This is a genomic window from Synechococcus sp. LTW-G (assembly GCF_054459035.1).
Map to the genome: position 1 here is coordinate 672,194 of NZ_JBTKYW010000001.1, position 24,685 is coordinate 696,878.

Annotated in this window: 32 protein-coding genes; 19 read left to right on the forward strand and 13 right to left on the reverse strand. The window is 66.6% G+C overall.

Annotated elements, in window-relative coordinates:
• Positions 1-16 precede the first annotated feature (16 nt).
• From ACXIQ9_RS03830 to ACXIQ9_RS03840, 3 genes are all read right to left on the reverse strand, one after another.
• A complete protein-coding gene (locus tag ACXIQ9_RS03830; protein ID WP_459015703.1) occupies positions 17-415 on the reverse strand; it encodes a lysozyme inhibitor LprI family protein in 399 nt (132 codons plus the stop codon).
• 99 nt (positions 416-514) lie between these two features.
• Complete coding sequence (locus ACXIQ9_RS03835; RefSeq protein WP_459015705.1) at positions 515-721, reverse strand: hypothetical protein; 207 nt, start codon at positions 719-721, stop codon at positions 515-517.
• A gap of 131 nt (positions 722-852) precedes the next feature.
• Positions 853-1,413, reverse strand: coding sequence for a Maf family protein (locus tag ACXIQ9_RS03840; protein WP_459015707.1), 561 nt, complete (start codon positions 1,411-1,413; stop codon positions 853-855).
• A gap of 93 nt (positions 1,414-1,506) precedes the next feature.
• Here ACXIQ9_RS03840 and ACXIQ9_RS03845 point away from each other — a divergent pair, with 93 nt between their 5' ends.
• From ACXIQ9_RS03845 to ACXIQ9_RS03855, 3 genes are read left to right on the forward strand one after another with little or no spacing between them, the layout of a single operon-like run.
• Entirely contained in the window at positions 1,507-1,884 is a 378-nt protein-coding gene (locus ACXIQ9_RS03845) for an Npun_F0494 family protein (protein ID WP_459015709.1), read from the forward strand.
• A 17-nt stretch (positions 1,885-1,901) separates the two neighbouring features.
• On the forward strand, positions 1,902-3,362 hold the full coding sequence (locus tag ACXIQ9_RS03850; RefSeq protein ID WP_459015807.1) for a cobyric acid synthase: 1,461 nt from the start codon (positions 1,902-1,904) through the stop codon (positions 3,360-3,362).
• Positions 3,359-3,598 carry a 2Fe-2S iron-sulfur cluster binding domain-containing protein gene (locus ACXIQ9_RS03855; protein WP_459015711.1) on the forward strand — a complete coding sequence of 80 codons (240 nt, stop codon included), beginning with the start codon at positions 3,359-3,361 and terminating at the stop codon, positions 3,596-3,598. Before ACXIQ9_RS03850 ends, ACXIQ9_RS03855 begins: the two co-directional genes overlap by 4 nt.
• Here the strand turns inward: ACXIQ9_RS03855 and mnmA are convergent.
• Positions 3,589-4,740: a tRNA 2-thiouridine(34) synthase MnmA gene (mnmA, locus tag ACXIQ9_RS03860; RefSeq protein ID WP_247479897.1), complete on the reverse strand. Its 1,152-nt coding sequence runs from the start codon at positions 4,738-4,740 to the stop codon at positions 3,589-3,591. The two genes, ACXIQ9_RS03855 and mnmA, sit on opposite strands and share 10 nt — an antisense overlap.
• A 94-nt stretch (positions 4,741-4,834) precedes the next feature.
• Here mnmA and ACXIQ9_RS03865 point away from each other — a divergent pair, with 94 nt between their 5' ends.
• Together ACXIQ9_RS03865 and ACXIQ9_RS03870 are read left to right on the forward strand one after the other, a co-directional pair.
• Positions 4,835-6,448: an NAD(P)H-hydrate dehydratase gene (locus ACXIQ9_RS03865; RefSeq protein WP_459015713.1), complete on the forward strand. Its 1,614-nt coding sequence runs from the start codon at positions 4,835-4,837 to the stop codon at positions 6,446-6,448.
• A 111-nt stretch (positions 6,449-6,559) separates the two neighbouring features.
• On the forward strand, positions 6,560-7,489 hold the full coding sequence (locus ACXIQ9_RS03870) for an RNA polymerase sigma factor, RpoD/SigA family (protein ID WP_247477277.1): 930 nt from the start codon (positions 6,560-6,562) through the stop codon (positions 7,487-7,489).
• Here the strand turns inward: ACXIQ9_RS03870 and ACXIQ9_RS03875 are convergent.
• Entirely contained in the window at positions 7,486-7,713 is a 228-nt protein-coding gene (locus tag ACXIQ9_RS03875) for a hypothetical protein (protein ID WP_010315619.1), read from the reverse strand. The two genes, ACXIQ9_RS03870 and ACXIQ9_RS03875, sit on opposite strands and share 4 nt — an antisense overlap.
• Positions 7,714-7,783: 70 nt before the next feature.
• Here ACXIQ9_RS03875 and ACXIQ9_RS03880 point away from each other — a divergent pair, with 70 nt between their 5' ends.
• Positions 7,784-7,954, forward strand: coding sequence for a hypothetical protein (locus ACXIQ9_RS03880; protein ID WP_247477273.1), 171 nt, complete (start codon positions 7,784-7,786; stop codon positions 7,952-7,954).
• A 9-nt stretch (positions 7,955-7,963) separates the two neighbouring features.
• A complete protein-coding gene (locus tag ACXIQ9_RS03885) occupies positions 7,964-8,878 on the forward strand; it encodes a histone deacetylase family protein (protein WP_459015716.1) in 915 nt (304 codons plus the stop codon).
• 9 nt (positions 8,879-8,887) lie between these two features.
• Here ACXIQ9_RS03885 and pdhA read toward each other — a convergent pair whose 3' ends face one another.
• Positions 8,888-9,997 carry a pyruvate dehydrogenase (acetyl-transferring) E1 component subunit alpha gene (pdhA, locus tag ACXIQ9_RS03890; protein ID WP_296416581.1) on the reverse strand — a complete coding sequence of 370 codons (1,110 nt, stop codon included), beginning with the start codon at positions 9,995-9,997 and terminating at the stop codon, positions 8,888-8,890.
• Positions 9,998-10,138: 141 nt separating this feature from the next.
• Here pdhA and ACXIQ9_RS03895 point away from each other — a divergent pair, with 141 nt between their 5' ends.
• The 5 genes from ACXIQ9_RS03895 to ACXIQ9_RS03915 all read left to right on the forward strand — a co-directional run bounded on the left by ACXIQ9_RS03895 (position 10,139) and on the right by ACXIQ9_RS03915 (position 15,956).
• Entirely contained in the window at positions 10,139-12,115 is a 1,977-nt protein-coding gene (locus ACXIQ9_RS03895; RefSeq protein ID WP_459015718.1) for an IMS domain-containing protein, read from the forward strand.
• Positions 12,116-12,175: 60 nt separating this feature from the next.
• On the forward strand, positions 12,176-13,651 hold the full coding sequence (gene ffh / locus ACXIQ9_RS03900) for a signal recognition particle protein (protein ID WP_296418450.1): 1,476 nt from the start codon (positions 12,176-12,178) through the stop codon (positions 13,649-13,651).
• Positions 13,652-13,740: 89 nt separating this feature from the next.
• Positions 13,741-14,151 (forward strand): 30S ribosomal protein S16, encoded by a 411-nt coding sequence (gene rpsP / locus ACXIQ9_RS03905; protein WP_010315608.1) that lies wholly within the window; start codon positions 13,741-13,743, stop codon positions 14,149-14,151.
• Positions 14,152-14,162: 11 nt separating this feature from the next.
• Complete coding sequence (locus tag ACXIQ9_RS03910) at positions 14,163-15,146, forward strand: PhoH family protein (RefSeq protein ID WP_010315606.1); 984 nt, start codon at positions 14,163-14,165, stop codon at positions 15,144-15,146.
• A 75-nt stretch (positions 15,147-15,221) separates the two neighbouring features.
• Positions 15,222-15,956, forward strand: a complete 735-nt coding sequence (locus ACXIQ9_RS03915; RefSeq protein WP_247477266.1) for a Bax inhibitor-1/YccA family protein — start codon at positions 15,222-15,224, stop codon at positions 15,954-15,956.
• Positions 15,957-16,021: 65 nt separating this feature from the next.
• On the opposite strand, the gene ACXIQ9_RS03920 is transcribed toward ACXIQ9_RS03915, so the two are convergent.
• The gene (locus ACXIQ9_RS03920) at positions 16,022-16,549 is read right to left on the reverse strand and encodes a hypothetical protein (RefSeq protein ID WP_010315603.1); all 528 of its coding nucleotides are present in this window, start codon (positions 16,547-16,549) and stop codon (positions 16,022-16,024) included.
• An 89-nt stretch (positions 16,550-16,638) separates the two neighbouring features.
• Here ACXIQ9_RS03920 and era point away from each other — a divergent pair, with 89 nt between their 5' ends.
• The 3 genes from era to trmD are packed head-to-tail and all read left to right on the forward strand — an operon-like array spanning position 16,639 to position 18,742.
• Positions 16,639-17,562, forward strand: coding sequence for a GTPase Era (gene era, locus ACXIQ9_RS03925; RefSeq protein WP_050778441.1), 924 nt, complete (start codon positions 16,639-16,641; stop codon positions 17,560-17,562).
• 13 nt (positions 17,563-17,575) lie between these two features.
• The gene (locus ACXIQ9_RS03930) at positions 17,576-18,040 is read left to right on the forward strand and encodes a phycobiliprotein lyase (protein ID WP_247477265.1); all 465 of its coding nucleotides are present in this window, start codon (positions 17,576-17,578) and stop codon (positions 18,038-18,040) included.
• 3 nt (positions 18,041-18,043) lie between these two features.
• Positions 18,044-18,742 (forward strand): tRNA (guanosine(37)-N1)-methyltransferase TrmD, encoded by a 699-nt coding sequence (trmD, locus tag ACXIQ9_RS03935; RefSeq protein ID WP_296416577.1) that lies wholly within the window; start codon positions 18,044-18,046, stop codon positions 18,740-18,742.
• Between the two features lie 4 nt (positions 18,743-18,746).
• On the opposite strand, the gene ACXIQ9_RS03940 is transcribed toward trmD, so the two are convergent.
• Positions 18,747-19,661 (reverse strand): SPFH domain-containing protein, encoded by a 915-nt coding sequence (locus ACXIQ9_RS03940; RefSeq protein WP_459015723.1) that lies wholly within the window; start codon positions 19,659-19,661, stop codon positions 18,747-18,749.
• Positions 19,662-19,717: 56 nt separating this feature from the next.
• On the opposite strand from ACXIQ9_RS03940, the gene ACXIQ9_RS03945 reads away from it, so the two are divergent.
• From ACXIQ9_RS03945 to larB, 4 genes are read left to right on the forward strand one after another with little or no spacing between them, the layout of a single operon-like run.
• Positions 19,718-20,155 (forward strand): NfeD family protein, encoded by a 438-nt coding sequence (locus ACXIQ9_RS03945; protein WP_459015725.1) that lies wholly within the window; start codon positions 19,718-19,720, stop codon positions 20,153-20,155.
• A 28-nt stretch (positions 20,156-20,183) separates the two neighbouring features.
• Positions 20,184-20,669, forward strand: a complete 486-nt coding sequence (gene ispF, locus ACXIQ9_RS03950) for a 2-C-methyl-D-erythritol 2,4-cyclodiphosphate synthase (RefSeq protein WP_459015727.1) — start codon at positions 20,184-20,186, stop codon at positions 20,667-20,669.
• Positions 20,666-21,097, forward strand: a complete 432-nt coding sequence (locus ACXIQ9_RS03955) for a TIGR03792 family protein (RefSeq protein WP_296420762.1) — start codon at positions 20,666-20,668, stop codon at positions 21,095-21,097. Before ispF ends, ACXIQ9_RS03955 begins: the two co-directional genes overlap by 4 nt.
• Complete coding sequence (gene larB, locus ACXIQ9_RS03960; protein WP_296416629.1) at positions 21,094-21,774, forward strand: nickel pincer cofactor biosynthesis protein LarB; 681 nt, start codon at positions 21,094-21,096, stop codon at positions 21,772-21,774. Before ACXIQ9_RS03955 ends, larB begins: the two co-directional genes overlap by 4 nt.
• Here the strand turns inward: larB and ACXIQ9_RS03965 are convergent.
• From ACXIQ9_RS03965 to ACXIQ9_RS03985, 5 genes are all read right to left on the reverse strand, one after another.
• Positions 21,746-21,904 (reverse strand): hypothetical protein, encoded by a 159-nt coding sequence (locus ACXIQ9_RS03965; protein ID WP_198001908.1) that lies wholly within the window; start codon positions 21,902-21,904, stop codon positions 21,746-21,748. The genes larB and ACXIQ9_RS03965 overlap by 29 nt on opposite strands.
• A 115-nt stretch (positions 21,905-22,019) precedes the next feature.
• Positions 22,020-22,184, reverse strand: coding sequence for a hypothetical protein (locus ACXIQ9_RS03970; protein WP_010315575.1), 165 nt, complete (start codon positions 22,182-22,184; stop codon positions 22,020-22,022).
• 123 nt (positions 22,185-22,307) lie between these two features.
• On the reverse strand, positions 22,308-23,204 hold the full coding sequence (locus ACXIQ9_RS03975) for a DUF1517 domain-containing protein (RefSeq protein ID WP_459015810.1): 897 nt from the start codon (positions 23,202-23,204) through the stop codon (positions 22,308-22,310).
• Positions 23,205-23,279: 75 nt separating this feature from the next.
• On the reverse strand, positions 23,280-23,486 hold the full coding sequence (thiS, locus tag ACXIQ9_RS03980; protein WP_247477254.1) for a sulfur carrier protein ThiS: 207 nt from the start codon (positions 23,484-23,486) through the stop codon (positions 23,280-23,282).
• On the reverse strand, positions 23,483-24,550 hold the full coding sequence (locus ACXIQ9_RS03985; protein WP_296420766.1) for a thiamine phosphate synthase: 1,068 nt from the start codon (positions 24,548-24,550) through the stop codon (positions 23,483-23,485). Before ACXIQ9_RS03985 ends, thiS begins: the two co-directional genes overlap by 4 nt.
• Positions 24,551-24,685: the final 135 nt, after the last annotated feature.

Below are 24,685 nucleotides of genomic sequence, written 5' to 3' on the forward strand. Positions count from 1 at the left end.
GGGTGTTGACAGCCCATCACTGCCCAAGAGACTGCATCAACGCATCGGTCATTCGAATCTCACAGTTGCTCACGAAGATGCCAAAACCCGTTCCCTGAATCGACAGGGAGTTCAAATAAACACAGGCATTGCGGCGAGCCTGTTGAAAAGCAGCCAGCTGATCTTCGGGATCAGCGCTGGTTTTGTAGAGATCGTTCAGGCTGTCTTTCCAGATTCGCGAGAACTGACCGCCAACAGCATTGGAGGCATCGGTCGCGACCTGCTGGATCGCGACCGCAAGTTCACGATCTTTCTGCTCCAGAACCTTGGCAATGCAGAGAGACATCTCGACAGTTGTCTTGGCTTCTGCACAAGTCGATTGGGCAGCCCTGGCAGGTAAGCCGCTGAACGCAGTCGATGCCCATGCGAGCAGCATCAAAGACGTCTTCAAGCCATAACGACAAGCCATTGCTCGAAAGCAAAAGATTGGTGGAAGCCTGTGGAGCACTCCGACAGGCTTGGATCACGTTCGGCCTCAGAAGCTCAGGTTCAGCACGTTGTAGCCCTGCGGTCCTGAGGGCTTCCTGAACTCCAGGGGCAACAGCGCATCGTCTGCCACCTCGACGCTGTGGCGGGCCGAGGCATCCTCCATGTAGGCCTGCTCGGCCATCAGTCCGTGGTCGGCAGTCGGCAGAGCTGTTGAGAGCTGGATCGGCTCCATGGCGTTGGCGTTCAGCGTCAATCCGCTACCAACCAGGAGGCTGCAGGCTGCTGCAAGCGCGAAGGTCTTCATGGCCAGGTGTGTGAGGAGGGCCTTGTCTTCGCAATAGCTACGGCCAAAGAAAAATGGCAACAGTGGATTTCGGCAAGGCTTCAGGCCGCGCTCAACCACTGCCGCAGCAAGGGAAGACTCAGGCCAATGACGTTGGAGAAGCAGCCATCCAGGCGCTCCACCAGGCAGCCGCCGCGGCCCTCCAGGGCAAAGCCACCGGCGCACTGCAGCGGTTCACCCGTCGCCACATAGGCCTCGATCTCGGCGTCGCTCAGATCAGCAAAGAGCACCCGAGTGGTCACCGCGGCCACCCGCTTGCCCCCCGCAGGATCCAGCAGGGCATGGCCGGTGTGCAGCTCCCCCCAGGCGCCGCGCATCCGCCGCCAGCGGCTGATGGCCTCCTGGGGATCCGCGGGTTTGCCAAAGACCTCCCCGTCAAACGCCAGGACCGAATCACAGCCCAGCACCGCCGAGACCTCCCGATCGAGCCCGCTCTGCAGCACCGCCCCCGCCTTCGCCCGGGCCAGGAGCTGCACCAACTGCACCGGATCGGGGTGGCTGATGGCCTCCTCATCCACCCCGCTGACCTGCACCCGATGGGGAATCGCCGCCTGCTCCAGCAAGCGCCGGCGGGCGGGGGAGGCAGAGGCCAACAGCAGCACGGCCGGTCCTTGAGCTCGGCCCACTCTGGCAAGGGTCTCGGGCGGTAGGAGCCAGCCGATGACCACAATGAATGGACCCCAGCGCTCCCGTTGATGCAGCCCCGCCTTAGCCAGCAGGAGCAACGGGCGCTGATCCGGGCCAAGCGGGCCGTGCGCTGCCTTCCCTTTCGGCGCCGCTTCTATGAGGAACTCGAACGGGAGGCACTCAGCAGCACGCAGCTCGCGGCTCGCTCCGACTGGACTGCTCTCAGCTGCCGACGTCTCTCAGTCAACCACTGCGAAGACCTACTGATCTGGCTGATCCAACTCGGGGTGCTGCGCCGCGAGGTCGATGGCCAGGGCCTAACCGAACGGGTCCGCCTGACGCCCCTCGGACGGGTCGTGCTCTCGGACTGGCCCGGGGAGATCCCCAGCGCCAGCCTCCCCTCCCGCCTGCGCCACTGGATCAAGCAACACTGGCCGAGGCTTTGAACAACCCCACCCCCTTGATGGTGCTGGGCACCAGCAGCGGTGCCGGCAAGTCCCTGATGACGGCCGCCCTCTGCCGGGTGCTGCGGCGCCGGGGGGAGACGCCCCTGCCCTTCAAGGGGCAGAACATGAGCAACAACGCCTGGGTGGACCAAGCCGGCGGCGAGATGGCCTACTCCCAGGCCCTGCAGTCCTGGGCGGCGGGACTGGATCCCGCCTGTGCCATGAACCCCGTGCTGCTCAAGCCCCAGGGGGACAGCACCAGTGAGGTCATCCACCTGGGTCAGTCGGTCGGCAGCTGCCGCGCCGAGCACTACTACCGCGATTGGTTTCGCCCCGGCTGGGCCGCCATTCGCCAGGGTCTCAGCGACCTCAAGGCGAGCCACCCCGGCGGGCGACTGGTGCTGGAGGGGGCCGGCAGTCCGGTCGAGGTCAACCTGCAACCACGGGACCTGACCAACCTGCGCCTGGCCCAGTACCTGCGGGCCAACTGCCTGCTGGTGGCCGACATCGAACGGGGCGGAGTCTTTGCCCAGTTGGTCGGAACCCTGGCGCTACTGCGGCCGGTCGAGCGTCCGCTGATTCGGGGTCTACTGATCAACCGCTTCCGCGGGCGCCGCGAACTCTTTGATGAGGGCCGCCGCTGGCTCGAGGCCAACACCGGCATCCCCGTACTCGGCGTCATGCCCTGGCTGGATGAACTCTTCCCACCGGAGGACTCCCTCGATCTGCTGGAGCGCCGCGGGCGCAAACGCGGGGCCGAGCTGGAAATCGCTGTGCTCAAGCTGCCCTCCCTGAGCAACTTCTCCGATCTCGATCCCCTCGAGGCCGAGCCCACGGTGCAGCTCAACTGGATCGCTCCGGGCCAGGAGCTGGGGCGCCCTGATGCCGTGGTGGTGCCCGGCAGCAAACAAACCCTGCGGGATCTGGCGGCACTACGGGTCAGTGGCCTGGGGGAGCAACTCTCGACCTATGCCTCCCAGGGGGGAGCCGTGCTGGGCATCTGCGGCGGCATGCAACTGCTGGGGCGTGAACTCCTCGATCCCCAGGGCCTCGAAGGGGGGGCCGGCTCGAGCCACGGCGGCCTAGGGCTCCTGCCGCTGCGCACGGTCTTTGGAGAGGTCAAGGCGCTGAGGCAATGCAGCAGTCCGGCGCGATGGCCCCAAGGATCAGAGCCTGCGCTACTGGAGGGCTTTGAACTGCACCGGGGGGCGACCTCAGCCCTGGAGCCCTGCCAAGCCCTGGCGGAGGATCCCTCCCTCGGCTGGGTCGCGGGCAGTACGGCGGGCACCTATCTCCATGGTGTCTTCGAGAGCGGCCCCTGGCGCCGGCGCTGGCTCAACCAGCTCAGGGCACGTAAGGGGTTGCCATTGCTTAGTGAACGCCAACCTCACCACAGCCGTCAGCGGGAGGCACTACTCGATCGCCTCGCCGATGCCTTCGAGCAACACGTCAACCTGGAGCCCCTGCTTAAGCCATGAAGGACGTCCTGATCCAGTGGCCCAATGGACAGCAGACCCGCTGCAATGCGGGGAAGGATTGGCTGCAGGCTGCGCGCGAGGCCGGTTTCTCAATCCCCACGGGCTGCCTCGGCGGCAGTTGCGGCGCCTGCGAAATCGATGTCAACGGCAAGACCATCCGGGCCTGCATCGCCACCGTTCCCGCCAGTAAAAGCGGTGAGCTGAGCGTGGAGCTGGCGAGTGATCCCTACTGGTGATCGCGCTGAATTAAGCCACCCCCCAGCACCATCTCGCCGGCGTAGAACACCGCCGCCTGGCCGGGGGTAATGGAGAACTGCTCCTCGGCGAACTCCAGGCGGCAGCGGTGCGGTCGGTCGGCCGCGCGGTCGGAATCGGTCTCCGGCAGGGGAATCAATCGGGCCTGCTGGGGTCCACTGCGGTAGCGCACCTGCACCTCCACATCGAGCGGCTCAGTGGGTGGCGCGATGGAGACCCAGTTGACCGCGCCCACCACAGCCTCGCCGCGGGCCGCATCCCGGCGGGGGGCCACCACCACCTGGTTCATCGCGCCATCCAGGCGGACCACATGCAGCGGCTCACTCCAGGCCACGCCCAGACCCTTGCGCTGGCCAATCGTGAAGTGCTCGATGCCGTCGTGCTCGCCCACCACCTGGCCATCGGCCAGCACGATCTGCCCCGGGCGTGGCGGCAGGTAGGCATCCAAGAACGCCTTCATCGAACCGTGGTGGTCCGCCAGGCAGAGGTCCTGGCTCTCGGGCTTCTGGGCCGTGCGCAGCCCATGACGATCCGCCTCCAGGCGGGTGTCGGGCTTGGTCAGCTCGCCCAGGGGAAACACCAACCGACCCAGGGCCTCCTGGGGCAAGTCATAGAGGAAATAACTCTGGTCTTTGCGCTCGTCCAAGCCGCGCAGCAGCTGATGGCGACCGTTCTCGCTCTGATCGCCGTGGCGCACCCGGGCGTAGTGCCCCGTGGCGATCCGATCGATGTTCCGCTCCTCCTTGGCCCAGCGCAACATCGGCCCGAACTTCACCTCCCGATTGCAGCGCGAGCAGGGCAGCGGGGTCACACCCGCCTCATAGCCCTGCACCAGGAAATCAACGATCTGCTCCTTGAAGTGCTCGCGGAAATCCACCACGTGGTGGGGCACCTCCAGCTGCTCGCAGACCCCAGCGGCATCCACGAGACCCTCGGCACAGCAGGCGCCCTTCCCGCTCATCAACCAGAGGGTCAGCCCCTCCACCTCCCAGCCGGCCTCCACCAGCAAGGCCGCCGTTAGAGAGCTGTCCACCCCGCCGGACAGCCCCACGGCCACCCGGTGCTCCCCCGGCCACTGGCGCAGCCGCTCAATCGCCAGCGCCCCTGCCTCCGTTGCCGCCACGGAGGCCTCAGATGCAACGGGAACAGCGGAGAAGCGCGCCAATGCCAACGGTGGCTGTTCTCTCCATCATGGAACTGACGCCGTCAGTGCTGTTTTGGCCTCGTCCTGTTGGCCCCCACGCGACGCCGAGCACCTGCTGGTCAGCGGCCAGCAGATGGCCGGACTCGAGCAGGTGCTCTTCGAGAACGGCCTGCCGGTGGAGGCGCTGATGGAGAAGGCCGCCCTGGCCATCAGCCGGCGGCTGCAGGACCCGGATCTCTGGCCAGAGCTTCAAGCGCGAGGGGCGCTGGTGCTGGTCGGCCCCGGCCACAACGGCGGCGATGGCCTGGTCATCGCCCGGGAGCTGCAGCTCGCCGGCATCCCCGTACGGCTCTGGTCTCCCTTTGAACGGCGCAAGCCCCTCACCGAGAACCACCTGCGCCAGGCCCTCTGGCTGGGGATTCCCCAGCTGGGCAGCCCGCCCGACCCCAGTGATCCGGCCCTCTGGATCGATGCGCTCTTTGGCATCGGCCAAAGCCGGCCCCCGGGAGAGGCCCTGGAGTCCCTGCTGGCCCAGCGCCAACGGCACCAACCCCAGCGGCTAATCGCCATCGACGGCCCCACAGGCCTCTGCGCCGATCGCGGCCTGCCCCTGGGTCAGACCGCCGCCACCGCCGGGCTGACCCTGAGCATCGGCCTGATCAAACAGGGGCTAATCCAAGACAGCGCCCTGGCCTGGACCGGAGCACTCGAGCGCATCGACCTGGGGCTTCCCGCGGGCCTGCTGGAGCAACTGCCCGCGCTGCAGCCCCGGGGCCTGAGCCCCAGCGACCTCGATGGCGCCCCCTGGCCCACGCCCGCTGCCGCGGCCTCGAAATACCAGCGGGGGCGCCTCCTGGTCGTCGCCGGCAGCGACGCCTACCGCGGTGCCGCCCTGCTCGCTCTGCTGGGGGCCAGCGCCAGTGGCCTTGGCAGCCTGCGGGCCGCCGTCCCCGTGGCCGTCGCCGATCAGCTCTGGAGCCAGCTCCCCCATGCGGTGCTCTCCGCCCGGCTGCCCAGCCGCGGCGATGGGTCCCTGGATCTCAGCGCGCTCGCCCCCTCAGCCCTGGAGCGGCTCGATGCCCTGGTCCTCGGTCCGGGCATCGGCAACACGGCAGACGATGCAGCGATCTGGGAGACGCTGCAGGCCTTCCCTGGCCTACTGGTCCTCGATGCCGATGGCCTCAACCGCCTCGCCCAGCGCGCCGCCCTTCCCTGGCTGCGGGGCCGCTCGGGCCCCAGCTGGCTCACCCCCCATCCCGGCGAATTTCATCGCCTCTTCCCCGATCTCGCCGGCCTACCGCCACTGGAGGCCTGCGCGGCGGCGGCCCAGCAGAGCGGCTGCTCCGTGCTGCTCAAGAGGGCCCGCAGCGTCATTGCGGATCCCAGCGGAGAGCGCTGGCAGCTCAGGAGCGCCAGCAGCCATGCCGCCCGCGCAGGCCTGGGCGATGTACTGGCGGGCTACGCCGGAGGACTGGGTGCCCTCGCGCAGGCCAGCGGCGCAGGCTGCAGTGGTTCCTTGCTCGCCCTGGCAGCCCTGGCCCACGCCAGCGCCGGGCTGCAAGTCAGCACGCTGCACGGCATCGGCGCTGCTACACCGCATCAGATTGCCGAAATGTTGGCCGCGATGGAGAGAAAAACGACGTCAGGGATTGTTAACAGAATCTGCAGCGGCCAGTTGTGCACCTGAGTCTCAAAAGTGTTGTGATCTTTCGTATCTCAAAGCTGAAGCGTTACTGAAATCCCAGCACTTTCAAAAAAAGCCATAGGAGATTCTTCCCACCTTTCAACAGGAGCCTCCATGGCAGCCGCCACCAGCTCCAACACCAGCAGCAGTCGGCGCCGCAGCAGCGATCCGATTAGTTGGTACCTCTCAACCATTGGTCGGGTGCCCCTGCTGACGCCCGCGGAAGAAATCGAACTCGGCAATCAAGTGCAAGCAATGATGCGGCTTGCCGAAGAAGACAAAGGCGAGGCCTATACAACGCATGAAAAGAAGATCATGCGTGTGGGCAAGCGCTCCAAAGAGCGCATGATGAAAGCCAACCTGCGCCTGGTGGTCAGCGTCGCCAAGAAATACCAAGGCAAGGGCCTGGAACTGCTCGATCTGATCCAGGAGGGCTCCCTGGGCCTCGAGCGCGCCGTGGAGAAATTCGACCCCACCCGCGGCTACAAGTTCTCGACCTACGCCTTCTGGTGGATTCGCCAGAGCATGACCCGGGCGATCGCCTGTCAGTCGCGCACCATCCGCCTGCCGGTGCACCTCTCCGAGCGCCTCACCGCCATCCGCAAGGTCAGCCTTGAGCTGGCCCACAAGCTCGGTGCCATGCCCAGCCGCAAGGAAATTGCGGAAGAGATGGACATGCCCCTCGATGAGCTGGATTCCCTGCTGCGACAGGCCCTCACCACCTCCAGCCTGGATGCCCCGGTGAACGGAGAAGAAGGGCGCAGCTTCCTCGGCGATCTCATTGCCGATCAGAGCAATAGCGAGCCCCTCGACCAGGTCGAGCGCGGCATCCATCAAGAGCAACTGGGACGCTGGCTCAGCCACCTCACCGACCAGGAGCGTCAGGTGCTTGAGCTGCGCTTTGGCCTGGAAGGAGAGGAGCGCCACACCCTCGCTGAAATCGGCCGCATGCTCGAGGTCTCCCGCGAGCGGGTGCGTCAGGTCGAGCTCAAGGCCCTACGCAAGCTGCGTCACCTCACCCGGCGACTGCCCACCGCCATCTAGGACTCCGTCGCTGCCGGGGCTGGCGCTGCCGGCAGCTCCGAGCCGGAAATACAGAAGCTATTGAGGGCCTTGCTCTTGCTCACGGGGCTGGTCTTGAGCTGGGCCATCAGCATGTCGCGGGACTTCTGACAATCCGCGAAGGTCTTCATCGGCAGGGATTGCATCGCCGTGCCGCCGTGGACGGATCCGGACCAAAACAAGATCACCAGCCAAACCGGAGCCATCGAGATCCCTTGATTGCACTCCTTTGTAGCCCGGTTTCCGCCAGACTTCGCGCACCAACGCTTACCCGCAATGCTCGGCGGAGAGGACAGCCTTCCGATCACCCTGCGGCTCTCGGAGCCGGTGATCAAGGAGCTCGAGCTCTTGATGCAGCAACTGCAGCTCGATGACATGGGGCTGCTGGTGGATCGCCTGCTGCGGGAGTCCCTCTTCGACGAAGAGTTCGACGGCGACGAGGACTGATCACCCCCGGTGCGCCTGCCGCTCGTCTACCACCCGGCCTACTCGGCCCCTCTGCCCAGTAGCCATCGCTTCCCGATGGCGAAGTTCAAGCTCCTGCGTGCCCTGCTCGAGGAGCAGGGCCTGGCGAGGGAGGAGCAAATCCATACCCCCCTTCCGGTGCCACGGCGCTCACTGGAGCTGATCCACAGCCGCCGCTACCACCAGGCCTTCGCCCGCGGGGAACTACTGCCCGCGGAGCAGCGCCGGATCGGCCTGCCAGCCACAACCCCCTTGGTGCAGCGCACCTGGCTGGCGGTGGGAGGGTCGCTCCTGACCGCCCGCCTGGCCCTCCAACACGGCGTCGCCTGCCACCTCGCCGGGGGAACCCACCACGCCTACCCCGACCACGGCAGCGGCTTTTGCATCTTTAACGACTTCGCCGTCGCCGCCCAGGTCCTGCTGGCAGAAGGCCAGCTCCAGCGCCTGATGATCATCGATCTGGATGTGCATCAAGGGGATGCCACCGCGTCGATCTTCCGCGATGAACCGCGGGTCTTCACCCTCTCGGTCCACTGCGGCAGCAACTTCCCCCTGCGCAAACAACAGAGCGACGTCGACCTCGCCCTCGACGATGGTCTGGGGGATGACGCCTATCTGGAGTCAATCGGCGATCTCATCCCAACCCTCCTGGATCAAGAGCAACCGGATCTGGTGCTCTACAACGCCGGCGTCGATCCCCACCGGGAGGACCGACTCGGTCGGCTGAACCTCACGGATCAGGGCCTACTCAACCGCGACCGCCTCGTGCTGGACAGCTGCCTGCGCCGCAACATCCCAGTCGCGACGGTGATCGGCGGCGGCTACGACGCGCTCACACCGCTGGTGCTACGCCACGGCCTGGTCTTTCGCGCCGCCAGCGAGCAAGCCCGCTTGCACGGGCTCTAGGGCTGCCCCTCAGTCTTCCGCCCAGATGTAGCGGGTCAGTTCCTCGGGCTTGGGTTCAGGGGCAGACAGGGCGAACTCCACGCAATCGGCCACCTCGGCGTCGATCTCCTTCTCGATCCCCTTGAGCTCCTCGGCAGTCGCCAGGTTGTGCTCGATCAGGTGTGCCGCCAAGCGCTTGATCGGGTCACGCTGGGCCCAGAACTCCTTCTCGGCCTCGGCCCGCAGCTCGTCGGGGTCCGCCAGAGAGTGGCCGCGGAAGCGGTAGGTCAGGCACTCCAGCACCGTGGGGCCCTCGCCAGCCCGGGCCCGTTCAATCGCACGCTGGGCAGCACCGCGAACGGCCAGGACATCCATGCCGTCCACCTCTTCACCGGCCATGCCGAAGGCTGCGGCCTTGCGCCAGATTTCGGGATCACTGGTGGCGCGGTTGTGGTCCATACCAATGGCCCACTTGTTGTTCTCGACGACAAACAGGATCGGCAGCTTCCAGAGCGCCGCCATGTTCAAGCACTCGTAGAACTGGCCGATGTTGCAGGTGCCATCGCCAAAGAAGGCCGCGGTCACCGCATCGCTGCTGGAATCGCCCAGGGCATCGCGCTTGTAGCGGCTGGTGAAGGCGGCCCCGAGGGCCACAGGAATGCCCTCACCAATGAAGGCATAGCCACCCAGCAGGTGGTGCTCCTTGGAGAACAGGTGCATCGAGCCGCCGCGGCCCTTGCTGCAGCCGGTCTCCTTGCCGAACAACTCGCTCATCACCTCGCGGGCCGGCACGCCGCAGCTCAGGGCATGCACGTGATCGCGATAGGTGCTGCAGAACCAGTCATGCTGCATCTTCATCGCCTTGATCACCCCCGTGCTCACGGCTTCCTGGCCGTTGTAGAGGTGAACGAAGCCGAACATCTTGCCGCGGTAGTACATCTCGGCGCACTTGTCTTCGAAGCGCCGACCGAGAGTCATGTCGCGGTAGAGCATCAACCCCTCATCCCGGGTCACCGTCGCCGGCGTCGAGGGATAGAGATTCATCAGCCGCTCGGCATGCAGGCCGACCTGATTGACATCGGCGGAGCAGGAGGGAGCACCACTGGTGGCGACGCCCTGTCCAAGATCGGCCTGTGTCATGGCTGAGGTCCTGCTCTCCGGGGACTCTGATGCTGGCCTGACTGTACGGGGTCCATCTCCAAAAGGTGCACGAAGGACGGCCAAAACCGAAGACTCTGCCTACAGTCACGTCCGATTAGCGCCCGCCAATCCGAGCTCAATTTGGAACTGCCGATCGACCACTTCCGCCTACTCGGCGTGAATGCCAGCTCCGACCGGCAGAGCGTGCTGCGAACCCTGCAGCAGCGTCTTGATCGCGCGCCAGACCAAGGCTTCACCCAAGACACTCTCCAGGCTCGGGCCGAGCTGCTGGAAGCCAGCGCCGACCTGCTGAGCGACGAAACCCGCCGCCAGGCCTATGAGCGGGAACTGACGGCCATTGCGGACAACGCCAACGGCTCCATCGCCGCCCTGGAGATTCCGCCCTCCCGTGAGGTCGGCGGTCTTCTCCTCTTAATGGAGGCCGGCCAAGCCCAGGAGGCCTTCGACAGCGCCGCCCGCGGCCTTCAGCCACCCCAAGCACCCGCCCTGGGCAGCAGCCGCGAAGCCGACCTGACCCTGTTGGCTGGCTTGGCCTGCCAGGGCACTGCTCGGGATTACCGCGACCAACGCCGCTATGAGGCGGCCGCCCTGACCCTGCAGCAGGGTCTGCAGCTGCTGCAACGCATGGGCCAACAGGCCGAACAGCGCCGAAAGCTCGAGCAGGACCTCAAGGAACTCCTCCCCTACCGGGTGCTGGATCTGATCAGCCGCGATCTCTCCGCCAGCGGCTCGCGCCAACAGGGGATTGCCCTGCTGGAGCAGCTGGTGCAGCAACGGGGCGGTCTCGAGGGCCACGCCGATCTGACCTTCCCCCAAAGCGAGTTCCAGCCGTTCTTCAAGCAGATCCGTCAGTTCCTGACAGCTCAGGAGCAGGTGGAACTGTTCAGCCGCTGGGGCGATGCCGGCTCAGCCACCGCTGACTTTCTCGCCAGTTTTGCCCTCACGGCCTCGGGCTTCTCCCAGCGCAAGCCCGAGCGGATTCTCGAGGCCTACGAGCGCCTGAAGAACAGCGGCCAGCCGGGCATTGAGGTCTTCCTCTCCTGCCAGCAACTGCTGCTCGGTCAGGTAGACGAAGCGGAGCGCCTCTTTGATCTCGGGGCGGATGCCGCCCTGAAGCAGTGGGCCCTGGAACAGGGGGACGACCCCCTGGCCCGCCTCTGCGCCTACTGCCGTGACTGGCTCACCCGCGAGGTGCTCGAGGGATTCCGGGACATCGACGTCGACGCCAACCTCGATGCCTGGTTCGCTGACCGGGATGTCCAGGCCTACATCGATCAACAGGACCGCATCCGCGGCCGCCAGTTCAGTGCCAAGACCGGCCTCGAGGCACCAACCGCCGCCGAGACCAGCAGCCCCTTTGGCGATTGGCCGAGCCTCGACCTTTCAGGCAGCTCCGATAGCCCCAGCAGCTTTGAGTCACTGGAGCAGGAGAGCGAGGACGACGATGACGAGCTCTGGGATGGCCCCCACTGGAGGTTCCCCGATCTCCAATGGCCCCAACTCGGCGGCCTGAACGAACGGCTGCAGGCACTCCCTAGCTGGGGGTTGCCGGTTGGTGCGGCCGTCGCTGCCCTCGTCCTTGGCTTCGGCGGCTGGATGGCCCTGAAACCGCGGGTCAGCGAGGTGGAAACGGCCGCCAGCAGCCCCCTGGTTCAACCCGAAACCCCAGCACCAGCCCCGCTCGAAGCCCCCTTCCCGCTCAAGGCGCCCGACCCCAGTGCCGGTCAACTACAGGGCCTACTGGAGGCCTGGTTGACGGAAAAAGCCGCAGTGCTCGCCGGTGGAGCCCCCAGCGAATCCCTGGCTGATCTAGCCAGCAGCGATCAAATCCAGCGTCTGCAGCGCCAAAGCCAGGCCAACCGCCAGCGCGGGGCCACTGAAACCGTCAAGACCACCATCACCGGCTTCAAGGTCAGCGACCGCTCCCCCGTCCGCATCGCTGCCCAGGTGGTCCTGACCTACAGCGATGAACGCAAGAGCAGCACCGGTCAGGTCCTCAGCAGGACTCCTGAGATGACCCTGCGCAACACCTACATCTTTGGCCGCAGGAACGGCAGCTGGCAGCTCGTGGCCTACAAGCCCACCGCCAAGAACTGACGCGCCCGACCCGCTGCCGAGACGGTCGCTTTTTACGATCACTCGATCACAGGCGCCCCCATGTTCGACGAGCTCTCCCAACGGTTTGAAGATGCCGTCAAGAACCTGCGCGGTCAGGGGGCCATCAACGAGGGCAACATCGACGGTGCTCTCAAGGACGTGCGCAGGGCCCTGCTGGAGGCCGACGTCAGCCTTCCGGTGGTCAAGGACTTCGTCGAAGAGGTCCGCAAGAAGGCCCTAGGGGAAGAGGTGGTGCGGGGCATTAGCCCCGACCAGAAATTCATTCAGGTCGTTCACGAGCAACTCGTGGAGACCATGGGAGGCGAGAACGCACCCCTGGCCCCTGCCGGCAAAGAGGGCGCCCCGGCGGTGGTGCTGATGGCGGGCCTGCAGGGCGCCGGTAAAACCACCGCCACCGCCAAGCTCGGCCTGCACCTCAAAGAGAAAGGACGCAGGGCGCTGCTGGTGGGGGCCGACGTCTACCGGCCCGCGGCCATCGAGCAGCTCAAAACCCTGGGCGGCCAGATCGGCGTTGAGGTCTTCAGCCTCGGCACCGACGCCAAACCGGAAGCCATCGCCGCCGCCGGCATCGAGAAGGCCAAGGCCGAAGGCTTTGACACCGTCCTGGTGGACACCGCCGGCCGCCTCCAGATCGACACCTCGATGATGGAGGAGATGGTCCGGATCCGCGAAGCCGTCCAGCCCGATGAGGTGCTGCTGGTGGTGGATTCGATGATCGGCCAGGAGGCCGCCGAACTCACCCGGGCCTTCCACGATCAGGTGGGCATCACCGGTGCGGTGCTGACCAAGCTCGACGGCGATTCCCGCGGCGGGGCGGCCCTCTCGATCCGCAAGGTCAGCGGCGCACCGATCAAATTCATCGGTACCGGCGAAAAGGTGGAGGCGCTTCAGCCCTTCCACCCCGAGCGGATGGCCAGCCGCATCCTCGGCATGGGCGATGTCCTCACCCTGGTGGAGAAGGCCCAGAAGGAGGTCGAGCTGGCCGACGTGGCCAAGATGCAGCAGAAGCTCCAGGAAGCCACCTTCGATTTCTCGGACTTCATCAAGCAGATGCGCTTGATCAAGCGCATGGGCTCCCTGGGCGGTCTCATGAAAATGATTCCGGGGATGAACAAGATCGACGACGGGATGCTCAAGCAGGGCGAAGAGCAGCTCAAGAAGATCGAAGCGATGGTTGGCTCCATGACCGAGGCCGAGCGCTGCGACCCCGACCTGCTGGCCGCCAATCCCTCCCGCCGGCGCCGGATCGCCAGCGGCAGTGGCCACACCCCCGCGGATGTGGACAAGGTGCTGCAGAACTTCCAGCAGATGCGGGGCTTCATGCAGCAGATGACCCGCGGTGGCGGAATGCCCGGCATGCCGGGGATGCCTGGAATGCCCGGCATGGGCGGAATGCCCGGGATGCCTGGAATGGGCGGAATGCCCGGCATGGGGGGAATGGGTGGCCGCGGTGGCGGCGGGATGCCCAAGGCCCCCAAACCCGCCAAGAAGCGCAAAGGCTTCGGCGAGCTCTAGGTGGTCACCCCAGAGAGTATTGTTGTCGTTTGCGCCCGATTCCCTGGGGAATCAACGCGCGTTTATCCAGTCAGCAAGGCAAGGCCACAATGATCAAGCTCCGCCTGAAGCGGTTCGGTAAGAAGCGGGAAGCGAGCTTCCGCCTGGTGGCCTGCAACAGCACCTCACGCCGCGACGGTCGTCCCCTTGAGGAGCTGGGCTTCTACAACCCCCGCACCAAGGAGACCCGTCTCGACACCGAGGCCATCCGCGCCCGTCTCGCCCAAGGCGCCCAGCCCACCGAGGTCGTGCAGACCCTGCTCGAGCGCGGCGGTCTGATCGAGAAGAAAGTGCGTCCCTCCGTGGTCGTCGGCCAGAAGAAGCAAGCCGCCATCCGCGAGGCTGCTGCCAAGCAGGCCGCTAAGGAAGCTGCCGAAGCCAAGGCTGCTGAGGCCGCTGCTGCTGCAGAAGCCGCCGCTGCCGCCGAAGAGGCTCCCGCTGAAGAAGCAACTGAAGCCTGAGGCCCTCCCCCATGCCCGGGGCTGAAAGCCTCACGGCCTTCACCATCGACCTTCCCGACCAGGACGCCGCCATGGCCCTGGCCGGTGAAGCTGAATCGACCCTGCATCGCCTCGAAGCCCTGACTGGTGCTTCGTTGGTGCTGCGGGGTCTTTCGCTGCAACTGCGCGGCAGGCCGACCCAGCTGGAGCGGGCCGCCGGCCTGGTCGAACTGCTGCGGCCCCTTTGGCAGGAAGGCCAAGGCATCACCCAGGTGGATGTGCAAACCGCCCTCTCCGCCCTGGATACGGGCCGCGGAGAGGAGCACCAGCAGCTGGGGAAACAGGTGCTGGCCCGCAGCCAGAGCGGGAAGCTGCTGCGTCCCCGGACCCTCAAACAAAAGACCTACGTCGAGGCGATCGAACGCCACGACCTCACCTTCGCCCTCGGTCCCGCCGGCACCGGCAAGACCTTCCTGGCGGCCGTTCAGGCGGTCCGAGCCCTCCAGGAGCGCAAGGTGGAGCGGCTGATCTTGACCCGCCCGGCCGTAGAGGCCGGCGAGCGACTGGGCTTTCTGCCTGGGGATCTGCAGCAGAAGGTGGACCCCTATCTGCGGCCCCTCTATGACGCCCTGCACAGCCTGCTGGGACAGGAGCGCACCGCGGCGCTGATCGAGAAGAACGTCATTGAGGTGGCGCCGCTGGCCTACATGCGGGGCCGCACCCTGGCGGAAGCCTTCGTGATCCTCGACGAGGCGCAGAACACCACCCCCGCCCAGATGCGCATGGTGCTGACCCGCCTGGGGGAGGGCTCAAAGATGGTCGTCACCGGAGACCCCACCCAGATCGACCTGCCCCAGGGGCAGTTGAGCGGCCTGATCGAAGCCGCTCAAGTCCTGGAGGGGGTCGAGGGCATTGCTGTCTGCCGGCTCAGCGCCGCCGATGTGGTCCGCCATCCGCTGGTGCAGCGCCTGGTCACCGCCTACGCCGCCCGGGATGCGGCCAAGGCCCGGCGTTAGTCGGGGGATCCACACCCCCAAAGGGCACACAAGCTGGAGATCGCTGGCAGGATGAAGCCAGTCATCCTCTGTGCCATGCCGGCCAGCAGCAATTTCCAGGAGGCCATCCGCGAGGCGCAATCGAGCGCCCTCGTGGGGCCCAACGTGGTCAATAAGGCGCTGCCCTACGTGGGTGGCGGCATGGTGCTCACCGCCGGTGGCGTGATGGGCGGCCTGGCTCTGTTGGCCAGCAACCCCGCCAGCTTCATGCCCCTGTTCTGGGTGGCCCTGATTGGCAACTTCATCCTCTTCTTCGTGGCCCAGAACGTGGCCCTGAAGGCGAACAACAGCACCGCGCTGCCGCTGATGGCGGCCTACAGCCTGATCACCGGCTTCACCCTGAGCGGCATCGTCGCCCTGGCCATCGGCACCGCCGGCATCGGAGCCATCGGCACCGCGGCTCTGGCCACCGGCGTCACCTTCGTGGCCGCCTCGGTCATGGGCCGCCGCATGAGCGACAGCGTCGGTCAGGCCCTCAGCGGCGTCGTCGGCCTGGGCATCCTCGGCCTGGTGATCGCCATGGTCGTCCAGATCGTTGGCGGCATCTTTGTGCCCGGCTTTGGCATGGGCGGGATGGAGCTGCTGATCGCCGGTTTCGGCACCGTGATCTTCGTGGGCGCCGCCTTCGTGGACTTCTACACGATGCCCCGCACCTACAGCGACGACCAGTACCTGGCCGGTGCGCTGAGCATGTACCTGACCTACATCAACCTCTTCATCTTCATCCTGCGTCTGGTGATCGCCCTCAACGGTGGCGGTCGCCGCGACTGATCCCGTTCCCTGGTTCATCCAAGCGCCCCAAACGGGGCGCTTTTTTGATGCGCCGAGGGGGCGCCTCAGCCCTCCGCCACGGCCAGCACCGCCTCAGCAATCGCCGCGGTCTGAGCCGCGTCATACCCCCAGCGTTTGAGGAAGGCCACGTCCTCACCGCGGCCCTCGGTCGCCTCCAGCAGAACTTCCAGGCGGGCCTTCACGGCCTCAGGCTCCAGCAAGCGCAGCAGTTCGGTGCAGCGCGCCTGCACCCGCTCCGATCCCGCCTGCTGCGCCTCATCGGCATTGCGCCCGTGATGCAGCGCCATGGCCGTGCTCATCGCCAGGTTGCGGGCGCTGAGATCCACCACGCCATCGCCGGCCTGGCGCAGGGCCAAGACCACCGGATCCGGCAGACGATCCATCAGCGGGCAATCCCCCGCCAGGGAGACCACAAAGAACCCCCGGGCGCCATCCCGGCTGGCCACCAGCTCAGAGACCCGATCGCCGATCACCTCATCGCTGAGTTCACCGTTTTCCCAGAGCCCCAGCCATTGGGCTGTGATCTCCATCGCCTGTTGAAACGTGGGCTCCAGCGGGGCGGCTTCGGTCATGGGGGAGGTTGAACTGCCAAGGTGAGGCTATGGAGTCACACGACCAGCTGCCGCCATTGCCAGATCTGAGCGATCTGCCGGCCGAGGCCATGGCGGGGGGCTTCAGCCTGGGGCAGAGCCCCGAAGGATTTCGCTCGGGCTTTGTCGCCCTGGTGGGACGGCCCAACGTGGGCAAATCCACCCTGATGAATCAGCTGGTGGGGGAGAAGGTGGCGATCACCTCCCCCGTCGCCCAGACCACACGCAACAGGCTGCGGGCGATCCTCACCACCCCCACAGCCCAGCTGGTCCTGGTGGACACCCCTGGAATCCACAAGCCACACCACCTGCTGGGGGAGCGGCTGGTACAGACCGCCCGCGGTGCCATCGGTGAAGTCGATCAGGTCCTGCTGCTGGTGGATGGCAGCCAGGCCGCCGGCCGAGGCGACGGCTTCATCGTGGAACTACTGGAGCGCATCAAGGTGCCGGTCCAGGTGGCGCTGAATAAATCCGACCTGGTGGACCCGGCCCAGGCCGCCGAGCTGGAGGCCAGCTACCGCGAGCTGGTGCCCGGTTGGCCCCTGCACCCCGTCAGCGCCCTCAACGGCGAGGGGACCGAGGCCCTGGTTAGTGCCCTCGCCGCGGAGCTTCCTGAAGGACCTCACCTTTATCCACCGGATGCGGTCAGCGACCAGCCGGAGCAGCTGCTGCTGGCGGAGTTGATCCGTGAGCAGGTTCTGCAGCACACCCGCGAGGAGATCCCCCACTCCGTCGCCGTTCAGATCGAGCGGGTCGTGGATGACAAGGAACGCACCGCTGTGCTGGCCACCGTCTTGGTCGAGCGCAACAGCCAGAAGGGCATCCTGATCGGCAAAGGCGGCAGCATGCTGCGCCAAATCGGCACGGGCGCCCGGCAGCAGATGCAGAAACTGATCGCCGGTCCGGTCTACCTGGAGCTCTTCGTCAAGGTCGTTCCAAACTGGCGCCGCAACTCCTCACGGCTGGCGGAATTGGGCTACCGCGGCGACAGCTGAGAGAATCGCCGCCATGAGCGACAACGCCTCCTTCCCCCCCGACTCGATCGAAGCCTTCCTGCGCTTCTGCGACGGCGAGTGGATGAGCCTTCGGTCCCGTTTCGTGCTGGGCGATGACAGCGACGCCGGTGAGGGCGACGAGTGGCACAGCAGCGAACGCGGCGAACTGGTGGTCCGCTACCTCGAGGGGAACCCCGGCGGGCTGAGCGTCGGGCCCAAGGAGCAGGCGCCCAAGCAGCTGCAGTTTCAGGCCGATGGGCAGTTCCACGCCGGAGATCAGCAGGGCCGCTGGACCCTCTGGCCCGACAGCAGCCTGGAGCTGGTGATCGAGCGCGATGGCAACGAGATCCGCGAGCGGATCTGGTTCAACAAGCCCAACCTTCGACTGCGCTCCACCATCGAGCAACCGGCCGATGGCACCCCCGGCCGCGCCAGCTTCAGCTCTGAGATTCGCCGGGTGAGCCGGCCCGCCGCCTGAGCGATGCGTCTCGATGTGGTCAGCCTGACCCCGGAGGCCTTCGCGCCGCTGCAGGGTCTTGGGGTCATCGGCCGCGCCTTCGCCGCCGGCCGTGCTGAGCTGCACGTTCACAACCCCCGGGATTTCGCCACCGACCGCTACCGCAAGGTGGACGACGAGCCCTATGGCGGCGGTGCCGGCATGGTGCTCAAACCCGAGCCGGTCTTTGCCGCCTACGAATCGATCCCAACCCAGCCACGCCGGCGCACCCTGTTGATGTCACCCCAGGGGCAGCCCCTACGCCAGCAGGATCTGCGCCGTTGGGCTACGGACTACGACCAGCTGGTCTTCCTCTGCGGCCACTACGAAGGATTCGACGAACGCATTCGCTCCCTGGCCGATGAGGAGGTCTCGATCGGCGACTTCGTGCTGACCGGAGGTGAACTGCCGGCGATGACGATCATCAATGGCGTCGTGCGTCTGCTGCCGGGCACCGTCGGCACCGAGGCCTGCCTGGAGGAGGAAAGCCACAGCGCCCTGCTGCTGGAGCACCCCCACTACACCCGCCCGGCCGACTTCCGCGGCATGACCGTCCCGGACGTGCTGCGCAGCGGCGACCACGGCGCCATCGCCCGCTGGCGCGCCGATCAACAACAGCAGCGAACCGAAGAGCGCCGGCCCGATCTCTACGCCCGCTGGCAAGAGCAGCAGCAACAGCAGTGAGCCGTTAGGCCTCGGTCTTCTGCAGCCCCTTGAGGGCACCGAGCAGAGCCGCCGGGCTTTGCGGGTCGACCATCAGCACGCTGCCCCCGGGGGCCTGGGCCATCGATTCGCCCATGGTCATCCAGTCACCCGCGAGCAGCAGGCGCATCGCCTCGGCCGCCTCGGGATCGGCCTGCATCGCCTTGGCTAGGCGGGTGGCGGCATCGGCGCGGGCCTGGGCCAAGAGTCCCTGCTGTTTGGCCTGGGCCTCCGCCTCCAGCAGCAGGGCTTCCTGCTTGGCCCTGGCATCGAGCACCAGGGCTTCGGCCCGGCCCCGGGCTGCATTGAGCTGGGACTCCTTCTCGCCTTCTGAGCGCAGGATCGCGGCGCGCTTCTCCCGCTCGGCCGTCATCTGCTGCTCCATCGCCTGCTGCACCCCGCGGGAGGGCTGAATGTCCCGAAGCTCCACCCGCGTGACTTTCACGCCCCAGGGGTCGGTGGCGGAATCCAACTCCTGCAGCAGCGCCTCATTCACCTCCTGGCGGGTGGTGAAGGTCTGATCGAGATCGAGCTTGCCCATCTCGGCGCGGATCTGGGTCAGCACCAGATTCACCATCGCCGCCTGCAGGTTGTCGACCGAGTAGTAGGCACGCTCGTGCTCCAGCAGTTGCCAATAGACCACCGCATCCACCTCGATGGCGACGTTGTCGCGGGTGATGCACTGCTGCGGCGGGATATCCAGCACCCGCTCCTTCAGCGACTCATGGCTGACCACCCGTTCCACCACCGGAAGCACCAGGGAGAGCCCCGGCTGCAGCTGCCGGTCGTACTTGCCCAGTCGCTCGACCAGGCGGGACTGGCCGCCGCTGGTGACCTTGATGCTGTTCAGCCCCAGGAAGGCCATCACCACCAGGGCCGGCAAGCCAAACAGCGCTTCCATTGGCCCATTTGATCCGTTGGCTTCAAGCTAGGCAGCAGCTGCCTGATCGCAACCCCGTGACCGCGCTGCTCTGGTTTCTGCTGGGCCTGGTCCTCCTGGCCCTGGAGTGGCTTGGGGTGGAGTTCGATGGCCTGCTCGCCGCGGCCCTGGCGGCCCTGCTGGTCTCCCTGCTCAGCGCCTGGCTGCCCCTGAACCTGGGACTGCAGCTGCTGCTGTTTGCGGGGGGCTCGGTGGCACTCCTGCTCGTGCTGCAGCGCTGGTCAGCGCGCAAGCGGGAACGGGCCATTCGCCAGAGCGAGGCCTCCCAGTACGCGGAGGTCATCAGCGGCTTCGAGGCCGGCAGTGACCAGGGACGGGTCCTCTGGCACGGCCAGAGCTGGGCAGCGGAGAACCTCGTACCCCGTCAAGCACTCCAGCCAGGCAGCCAGGTCCTGGTGATGGGGCGCGACGGCACCAACCTGCAGGTGCTGCCGGAGGATGCGACGGGCACCTAGGTTCCAAACCCAGGAGCAACCGTCACCCATGCGACTGCGGATCGGCAACGGCTACGACATCCACCGCCTGGTGCCCGGTCGGCCGCTGATCCTGGGCGGGCAGCAGCTGGAACATCCAGGCGGATTGGGGCTCGATGGCCACAGCGACGCCGACGTGCTGGTGCACGCGATCATGGACGCCCTGCTGGGCGCCCTCTCCCTGGGGGACATCGGCAAGTACTTCCCCCCCGACGACCCCAAGTGGAAAGGAGCCGACAGCCTGGTGCTGCTGGAGCAGGTCGTGGCCCTGGTGACCGAGCGGGGTTGGCGAGTGGTCAACGTGGATTCGGTCGTGATCGCCGAGCGCCCCAAGCTCAAGCCCCACATCGAGGCCATGCGCAGCGCCATCGCCAGCCGCATGGGACTGGAGCCGGATCAGGTGGGCGTCAAAGCCACCACCAATGAAAAGCTCGGTGCCGAGGGCCGCGAGGAGGGGATCTCCTGCCAGGCCGTGGCGCTGCTGCAACAGTCATGAGGCTGCTCGCTAGGGTCGCGGCACTTGTGCTCTGCCTGGCGATGCTGCTGGCCGGCCATCCCGACGTGGCGATCGCCACCAACGCGAAGCCGGGCGGTCAGCTGGAGGTCGTCGTCGTGGAGCACCTGCGCATCAAGGTGCCGGCCGACGGCCGCGCCGCCTGGCTGCAGGCCGAGCAGGGCAGCTGGGAGCCCTGGCTCAAGCAGCAGGACGGGTACCTCGGCCGTGACCTGCTCTGGGACAGCGAGCGGGAAGAAGGCACCCTGCTGATCCGTTGGGCCAGCCGGGAGCAGTGGAAGGCCATCCCCGAGACGGAGGTGGAGGCGGTGCAGGAGCGCTTTGAGCAACTCGCTCGCGAAGCCACGGGCCAAGGCCAGGGCAATCCCTTTCCCTTGGTCTTTGAAGGGGAACTGATCCCCGCGGCATGAGCGAGCAGGCCCGCCTGGATCTGCAACGCCGCCAACGCCTGGGCATGGCCGAGGCGATCTGGGGAGAGCACAAAACAGCCGAACAGATTGCCGCGATCCTGCAGCGGCAACAGGACAGCGGCGAGCTGGCCCTAGCCACCCGGGTCGATCCCGCCAAAGCCCAGGCCGTCGCCGCACTGCTCGCCCATGACCCGCAGCTGCAGTTCCACAGCGATGCCCGCTGCCTCAGCCTTGGCGCTGCGGCGGCGGCCCGGCCGGCGCTCGGCGAGGTCCTGGTCCTCAGCGGCGGCACCAGCGATCTCCCCGTCGCCGCCGAGGCGCAGCTCGCCCTGCGATGGCATGGCATCAGCTGCGCAATGGTGCTGGATGTGGGCGTGGCGGGCCTGCACCGGCTGCTGGATCAACTCGAGCGGCTGCGCCAAGCGCGGGTGTTGATCGCCTGCGCCGGCATGGAAGGCGCCCTACCCACAGTCTTGGCGGGCCTACTGCCCCAACCGGTGATCGGAGTGCCGGTCAGCGTTGGCTACGGCGTCAGTGCCGGCGGCCAGGCGGCCCTGCACGGAATGCTGGCCAGCTGCGCTCCGGGCCTGAGCGTGGTGAACATCGACAACGGCTATGGCGCGGCCATGGCCGCCCTGCGGATCCTGCTCAGCAGTGGGGCCGCAGCGGAGCACTGAGCGGGCGCTCGATCTCCAGCACCGCCTCCACCCAGAGACGCATCGAGCGGGGCAGTCGCCCCTGTTCGTAGCGATCCAAGGCCTCCATCAACACGGGGGTGTTCACCCACTGCATCGATCGCCGAGCCATTCACGCAACGCCGGTGCACCGCAGTGTGCTGAGCACCCCGAGGGGGTGCAACTAGCCCAGGCCGAATCTGCGGCTGGCCTTCAGGATTGGCCCCGGCGCAACGCCGCGCTAACCCTCAGACCGCCTCGTGGCGGCTCAGCCACTCCAGCTCGCGGGCCCGCTCTTCGCTCTCCACCTTGTTCAGGCGGCTGAGCAGGGCCTGCAGATCCACGCCGGCCAATTCACCGTTGGCCTGCCACTTCATGGCGGAGGTCTCGGCGGTGTGGCGCGGGGTGGACACGGTCTGAAACTGAAGTCTTCAGACCCTACAAATTGAACCCATTGCTTAACAACGGGTTTTGGCGATCAAGAGCCGAAGAGATTCTTTAGTTCCTCAATTCTTGAGGAAATCCAAAGAGCCCAATCAGAGGTGCTTCAGCTGCGGATAGGCCGTAATCAACTCATCAGCACTCAGCACATCACCCGCCCCTTCCGGCTGCCAAATCACTTCCAAAGCCAGCAGTTGACTGGACGGAACCGAACCCAGGATGCGCAGGGTCTCGCGCAAGTCCTCGGAGCCATTCACCGGCTTGAGGGTCAGGCGGCTGCGGCTGGCCACCAGCAGGGTGACGGCGATGTAATCGCTGACGGCATCGGCATCGCCGGCCGGGCCACCGCTATTGGCGCTCACCGTTCCCGAGACGTTGCTGGTGACCTCGCTGCGCAGCTTGCTGCGCTCGGTCATCGACAGGCGATTGAAGGTGGATTCCGCAGCCTGGAAGGGAACCTGCCCCACCTCAGCGTTGGCATAGACCCAGAGATCCGGCTGGCGCAGCAAGGCCAAGGTGCTGTCCTGCAGGACCCGCTGAAGGCCGCTGCTGGTGCTGGTGTCGGCACTGCCGGCGAGCTGTCTCAGGTCCTGCTGCAGCTCCCGCGCCGAAGCCAACAGACCCACCTGCAGTTGGGCGATCGAAACCGGGCCATCGCTTGGCGCGCGGTCGATGGCACCGCCCTGCATGCCCGCCGGCAGGGAGCCGCCGCCACCGCCGCCGCGCACTGCGTTCACCAGAAGACCCACCACGGCCATCAGGATCAGGAAGCCAAACAGGCCGCCGCCACCAAAGAAGAAGGGCACCACGAAGGGGAAGCCGAAGCCGCCGCCATAGCCGCGCTGGTAGCCGCCGCCGCGATAACCGCCTCCGCTATAACTCCGTGGCATGGGGGCGGAACGGAAGCTGCCGCCGCCGATGCGACCGCCACTGGCTGCCTGGCTGGCCTGAGGCATCCCCAGCAGGAGTGTGAGCACCAGGGCTGGAACCATCAAGCCGCTGAGCAGCCGTCTCACGAGCGAGGAGGGACGTGAAGCGGCCACGGCAGAGCTCTAGCTCGATGGAATCTAAGAACCCCCGCCGACGATGGTGACCACCTCCAGACCATCGGCTTCCCGAACCGGCTGCTCAGCCCAGCGGGCGCGAGGCAGGATCTCGCCGTTGAACTCCACCACCACCAGTTGGGGGCGGTAGCCGAGGTGTTCCAGCATCTGCACCAGGTTCAAGCCCTCCGGGCAGCTGGTGGTTTCGCCGTTGACCCGAATCTCAATCATTCCCCCAGGACCTCCAACAGCTCGCGGGCGGCCTGGGCAGGATCGGCCGCCTCGGTGATCGCCCGCACGACGGCCACCTGGGTGGCACCGGTGGCCAGCACCGAGGGGAGGTTCTCCTTCTCAATGCCGCCGATCGCAAAGAAGGGAATGGCGCTCTCCGCAGCGGCCTGGCGGACGTAATCCAATCCCACCGGTTGACGGCCAGGCTTGGTCGGCGTGGCGTTCACTGGTCCAACGCCGACGTAATCACAGCCATCGCGCATGGCCTGCTGCAGCTGCGCCAGGGCATGGGTGCTGCGGCCAATCAACTTCTCCGGCCCCAGCAGCTGCCGCGCCAGGGCCGGCGGCAGATCCCCCTGGCCCAGATGCACTCCATCGGCATCCACCGCCAGGGCGATGTCGATGCGGTCGTTCACCAGGAACAGGGCCCCATGGCGACTGCAGAGCTGCCGCAGCGCCTGGGCCTGCTGCAGGCGCACAGCATCGGTGATCGGTTGGCCATCGGGACCCAGGCTTCCGTCCTTGGCGCGGTACTGGACCAGGCGAACGCCGCCCTCCAGGGCCGCCTCCACCACGGCCTCCAGCCGAGGCGAGGGACTGGTCACCAGGTAGAGCCGCGCCGCCCGCAGCCGCTCCCGCCGCTCCTGCCCGCCGGCACTGGCTCGCATCACATCCACCTCCAGGTCATAGAGGGCATAGCGAACCGCCGCGGCCTCCTCAGCCAGGCGATCATCCACGCCACGGCCGAATTCCTCCAGGACCCGCAGGGCTTCCTGCACCCGACCGCAGTTCGCCGCGACCACTGCCTGGGGTTGCTCCCGCTCCCGCTGGGCGGGATGCGCCATGCCCGTCGCCACATCACCCGCCGCGTCGCGGGCCCGCTTGTAGCGCTCGTCATGCAAGCGGCCCAGGCGTTGGCGCATGTCCTTGCTGCGGGCCACCAGATCCGCCCGATCCAGTCCAAAGCGACACCAGTCCTCGATCACCCGCAGCCCTTCACGGGCGCGGTCCAGGTTGGCGTCCAGCAACCGCAACACCGCAGCCGGCTGTTCAGGTGTGGTCATGGCGTCTGCACGGGCAGGACTCTCTGCTTAGGTTTGTGGCGCAAACCAAAAGGAATGGCGATGGCCCAGGGCGAATCCGACAGCCCAATGGTGGTGCTGATCTCAGGGATTCTGCTGCTGGGGGCGATCGCCGCC

What these genes read in the sequence shown, in the direction of transcription:
- larB (WP_296416629.1), top strand. Translation starts at nt 21,094, where the DNA reads ATGAGCGAGCAGGCCCGCCTGGATCTGCAACGCCGCCAACGCCTGGGC.
- ispF (WP_459015727.1), top strand. Translation starts at nt 20,184, where the DNA reads ATGCGACTGCGGATCGGCAACGGCTACGACATCCACCGCCTGGTGCCC.
- ACXIQ9_RS03845 (WP_459015709.1), top strand. Translation starts at nt 1,507, where the DNA reads ATGCAGCCCCGCCTTAGCCAGCAGGAGCAACGGGCGCTGATCCGGGCC.
- ACXIQ9_RS03875 (WP_010315619.1), bottom strand. Translation starts at nt 7,713, where the DNA reads ATGGCTCCGGTTTGGCTGGTGATCTTGTTTTGGTCCGGATCCGTCCAC.
- thiS (WP_247477254.1), bottom strand. Translation starts at nt 23,486, where the DNA reads ATGATTGAGATTCGGGTCAACGGCGAAACCACCAGCTGCCCGGAGGGC.
- ACXIQ9_RS03920 (WP_010315603.1), bottom strand. Translation starts at nt 16,549, where the DNA reads ATGACCGAAGCCGCCCCGCTGGAGCCCACGTTTCAACAGGCGATGGAG.
- rpsP (WP_010315608.1), top strand. Translation starts at nt 13,741, where the DNA reads ATGATCAAGCTCCGCCTGAAGCGGTTCGGTAAGAAGCGGGAAGCGAGC.
- ffh (WP_296418450.1), top strand. Translation starts at nt 12,176, where the DNA reads ATGTTCGACGAGCTCTCCCAACGGTTTGAAGATGCCGTCAAGAACCTG.
- ACXIQ9_RS03940 (WP_459015723.1), bottom strand. Translation starts at nt 19,661, where the DNA reads ATGGAAGCGCTGTTTGGCTTGCCGGCCCTGGTGGTGATGGCCTTCCTG.
- ACXIQ9_RS03910 (WP_010315606.1), top strand. Translation starts at nt 14,163, where the DNA reads ATGCCCGGGGCTGAAAGCCTCACGGCCTTCACCATCGACCTTCCCGAC.
- ACXIQ9_RS03915 (WP_247477266.1), top strand. Translation starts at nt 15,222, where the DNA reads ATGCCGGCCAGCAGCAATTTCCAGGAGGCCATCCGCGAGGCGCAATCG.
- ACXIQ9_RS03870 (WP_247477277.1), top strand. Translation starts at nt 6,560, where the DNA reads ATGGCAGCCGCCACCAGCTCCAACACCAGCAGCAGTCGGCGCCGCAGC.
- ACXIQ9_RS03880 (WP_247477273.1), top strand. Translation starts at nt 7,784, where the DNA reads ATGCTCGGCGGAGAGGACAGCCTTCCGATCACCCTGCGGCTCTCGGAG.
- ACXIQ9_RS03855 (WP_459015711.1), top strand. Translation starts at nt 3,359, where the DNA reads ATGAAGGACGTCCTGATCCAGTGGCCCAATGGACAGCAGACCCGCTGC.
- era (WP_050778441.1), top strand. Translation starts at nt 16,639, where the DNA reads ATGGCGGGGGGCTTCAGCCTGGGGCAGAGCCCCGAAGGATTTCGCTCG.
- ACXIQ9_RS03850 (WP_459015807.1), top strand. Translation starts at nt 1,902, where the DNA reads ATGGTGCTGGGCACCAGCAGCGGTGCCGGCAAGTCCCTGATGACGGCC.
- ACXIQ9_RS03930 (WP_247477265.1), top strand. Translation starts at nt 17,576, where the DNA reads ATGAGCGACAACGCCTCCTTCCCCCCCGACTCGATCGAAGCCTTCCTG.
- pdhA (WP_296416581.1), bottom strand. Translation starts at nt 9,997, where the DNA reads ATGACACAGGCCGATCTTGGACAGGGCGTCGCCACCAGTGGTGCTCCC.
- ACXIQ9_RS03985 (WP_296420766.1), bottom strand. Translation starts at nt 24,550, where the DNA reads ATGACCACACCTGAACAGCCGGCTGCGGTGTTGCGGTTGCTGGACGCC.
- trmD (WP_296416577.1), top strand. Translation starts at nt 18,044, where the DNA reads ATGCGTCTCGATGTGGTCAGCCTGACCCCGGAGGCCTTCGCGCCGCTG.
- ACXIQ9_RS03975 (WP_459015810.1), bottom strand. Translation starts at nt 23,204, where the DNA reads ATGGTTCCAGCCCTGGTGCTCACACTCCTGCTGGGGATGCCTCAGGCC.
- ACXIQ9_RS03830 (WP_459015703.1), bottom strand. Translation starts at nt 415, where the DNA reads ATGCTGCTCGCATGGGCATCGACTGCGTTCAGCGGCTTACCTGCCAGG.
- ACXIQ9_RS03965 (WP_198001908.1), bottom strand. Translation starts at nt 21,904, where the DNA reads ATGGCTCGGCGATCGATGCAGTGGGTGAACACCCCCGTGTTGATGGAG.
- ACXIQ9_RS03955 (WP_296420762.1), top strand. Translation starts at nt 20,666, where the DNA reads ATGAGGCTGCTCGCTAGGGTCGCGGCACTTGTGCTCTGCCTGGCGATG.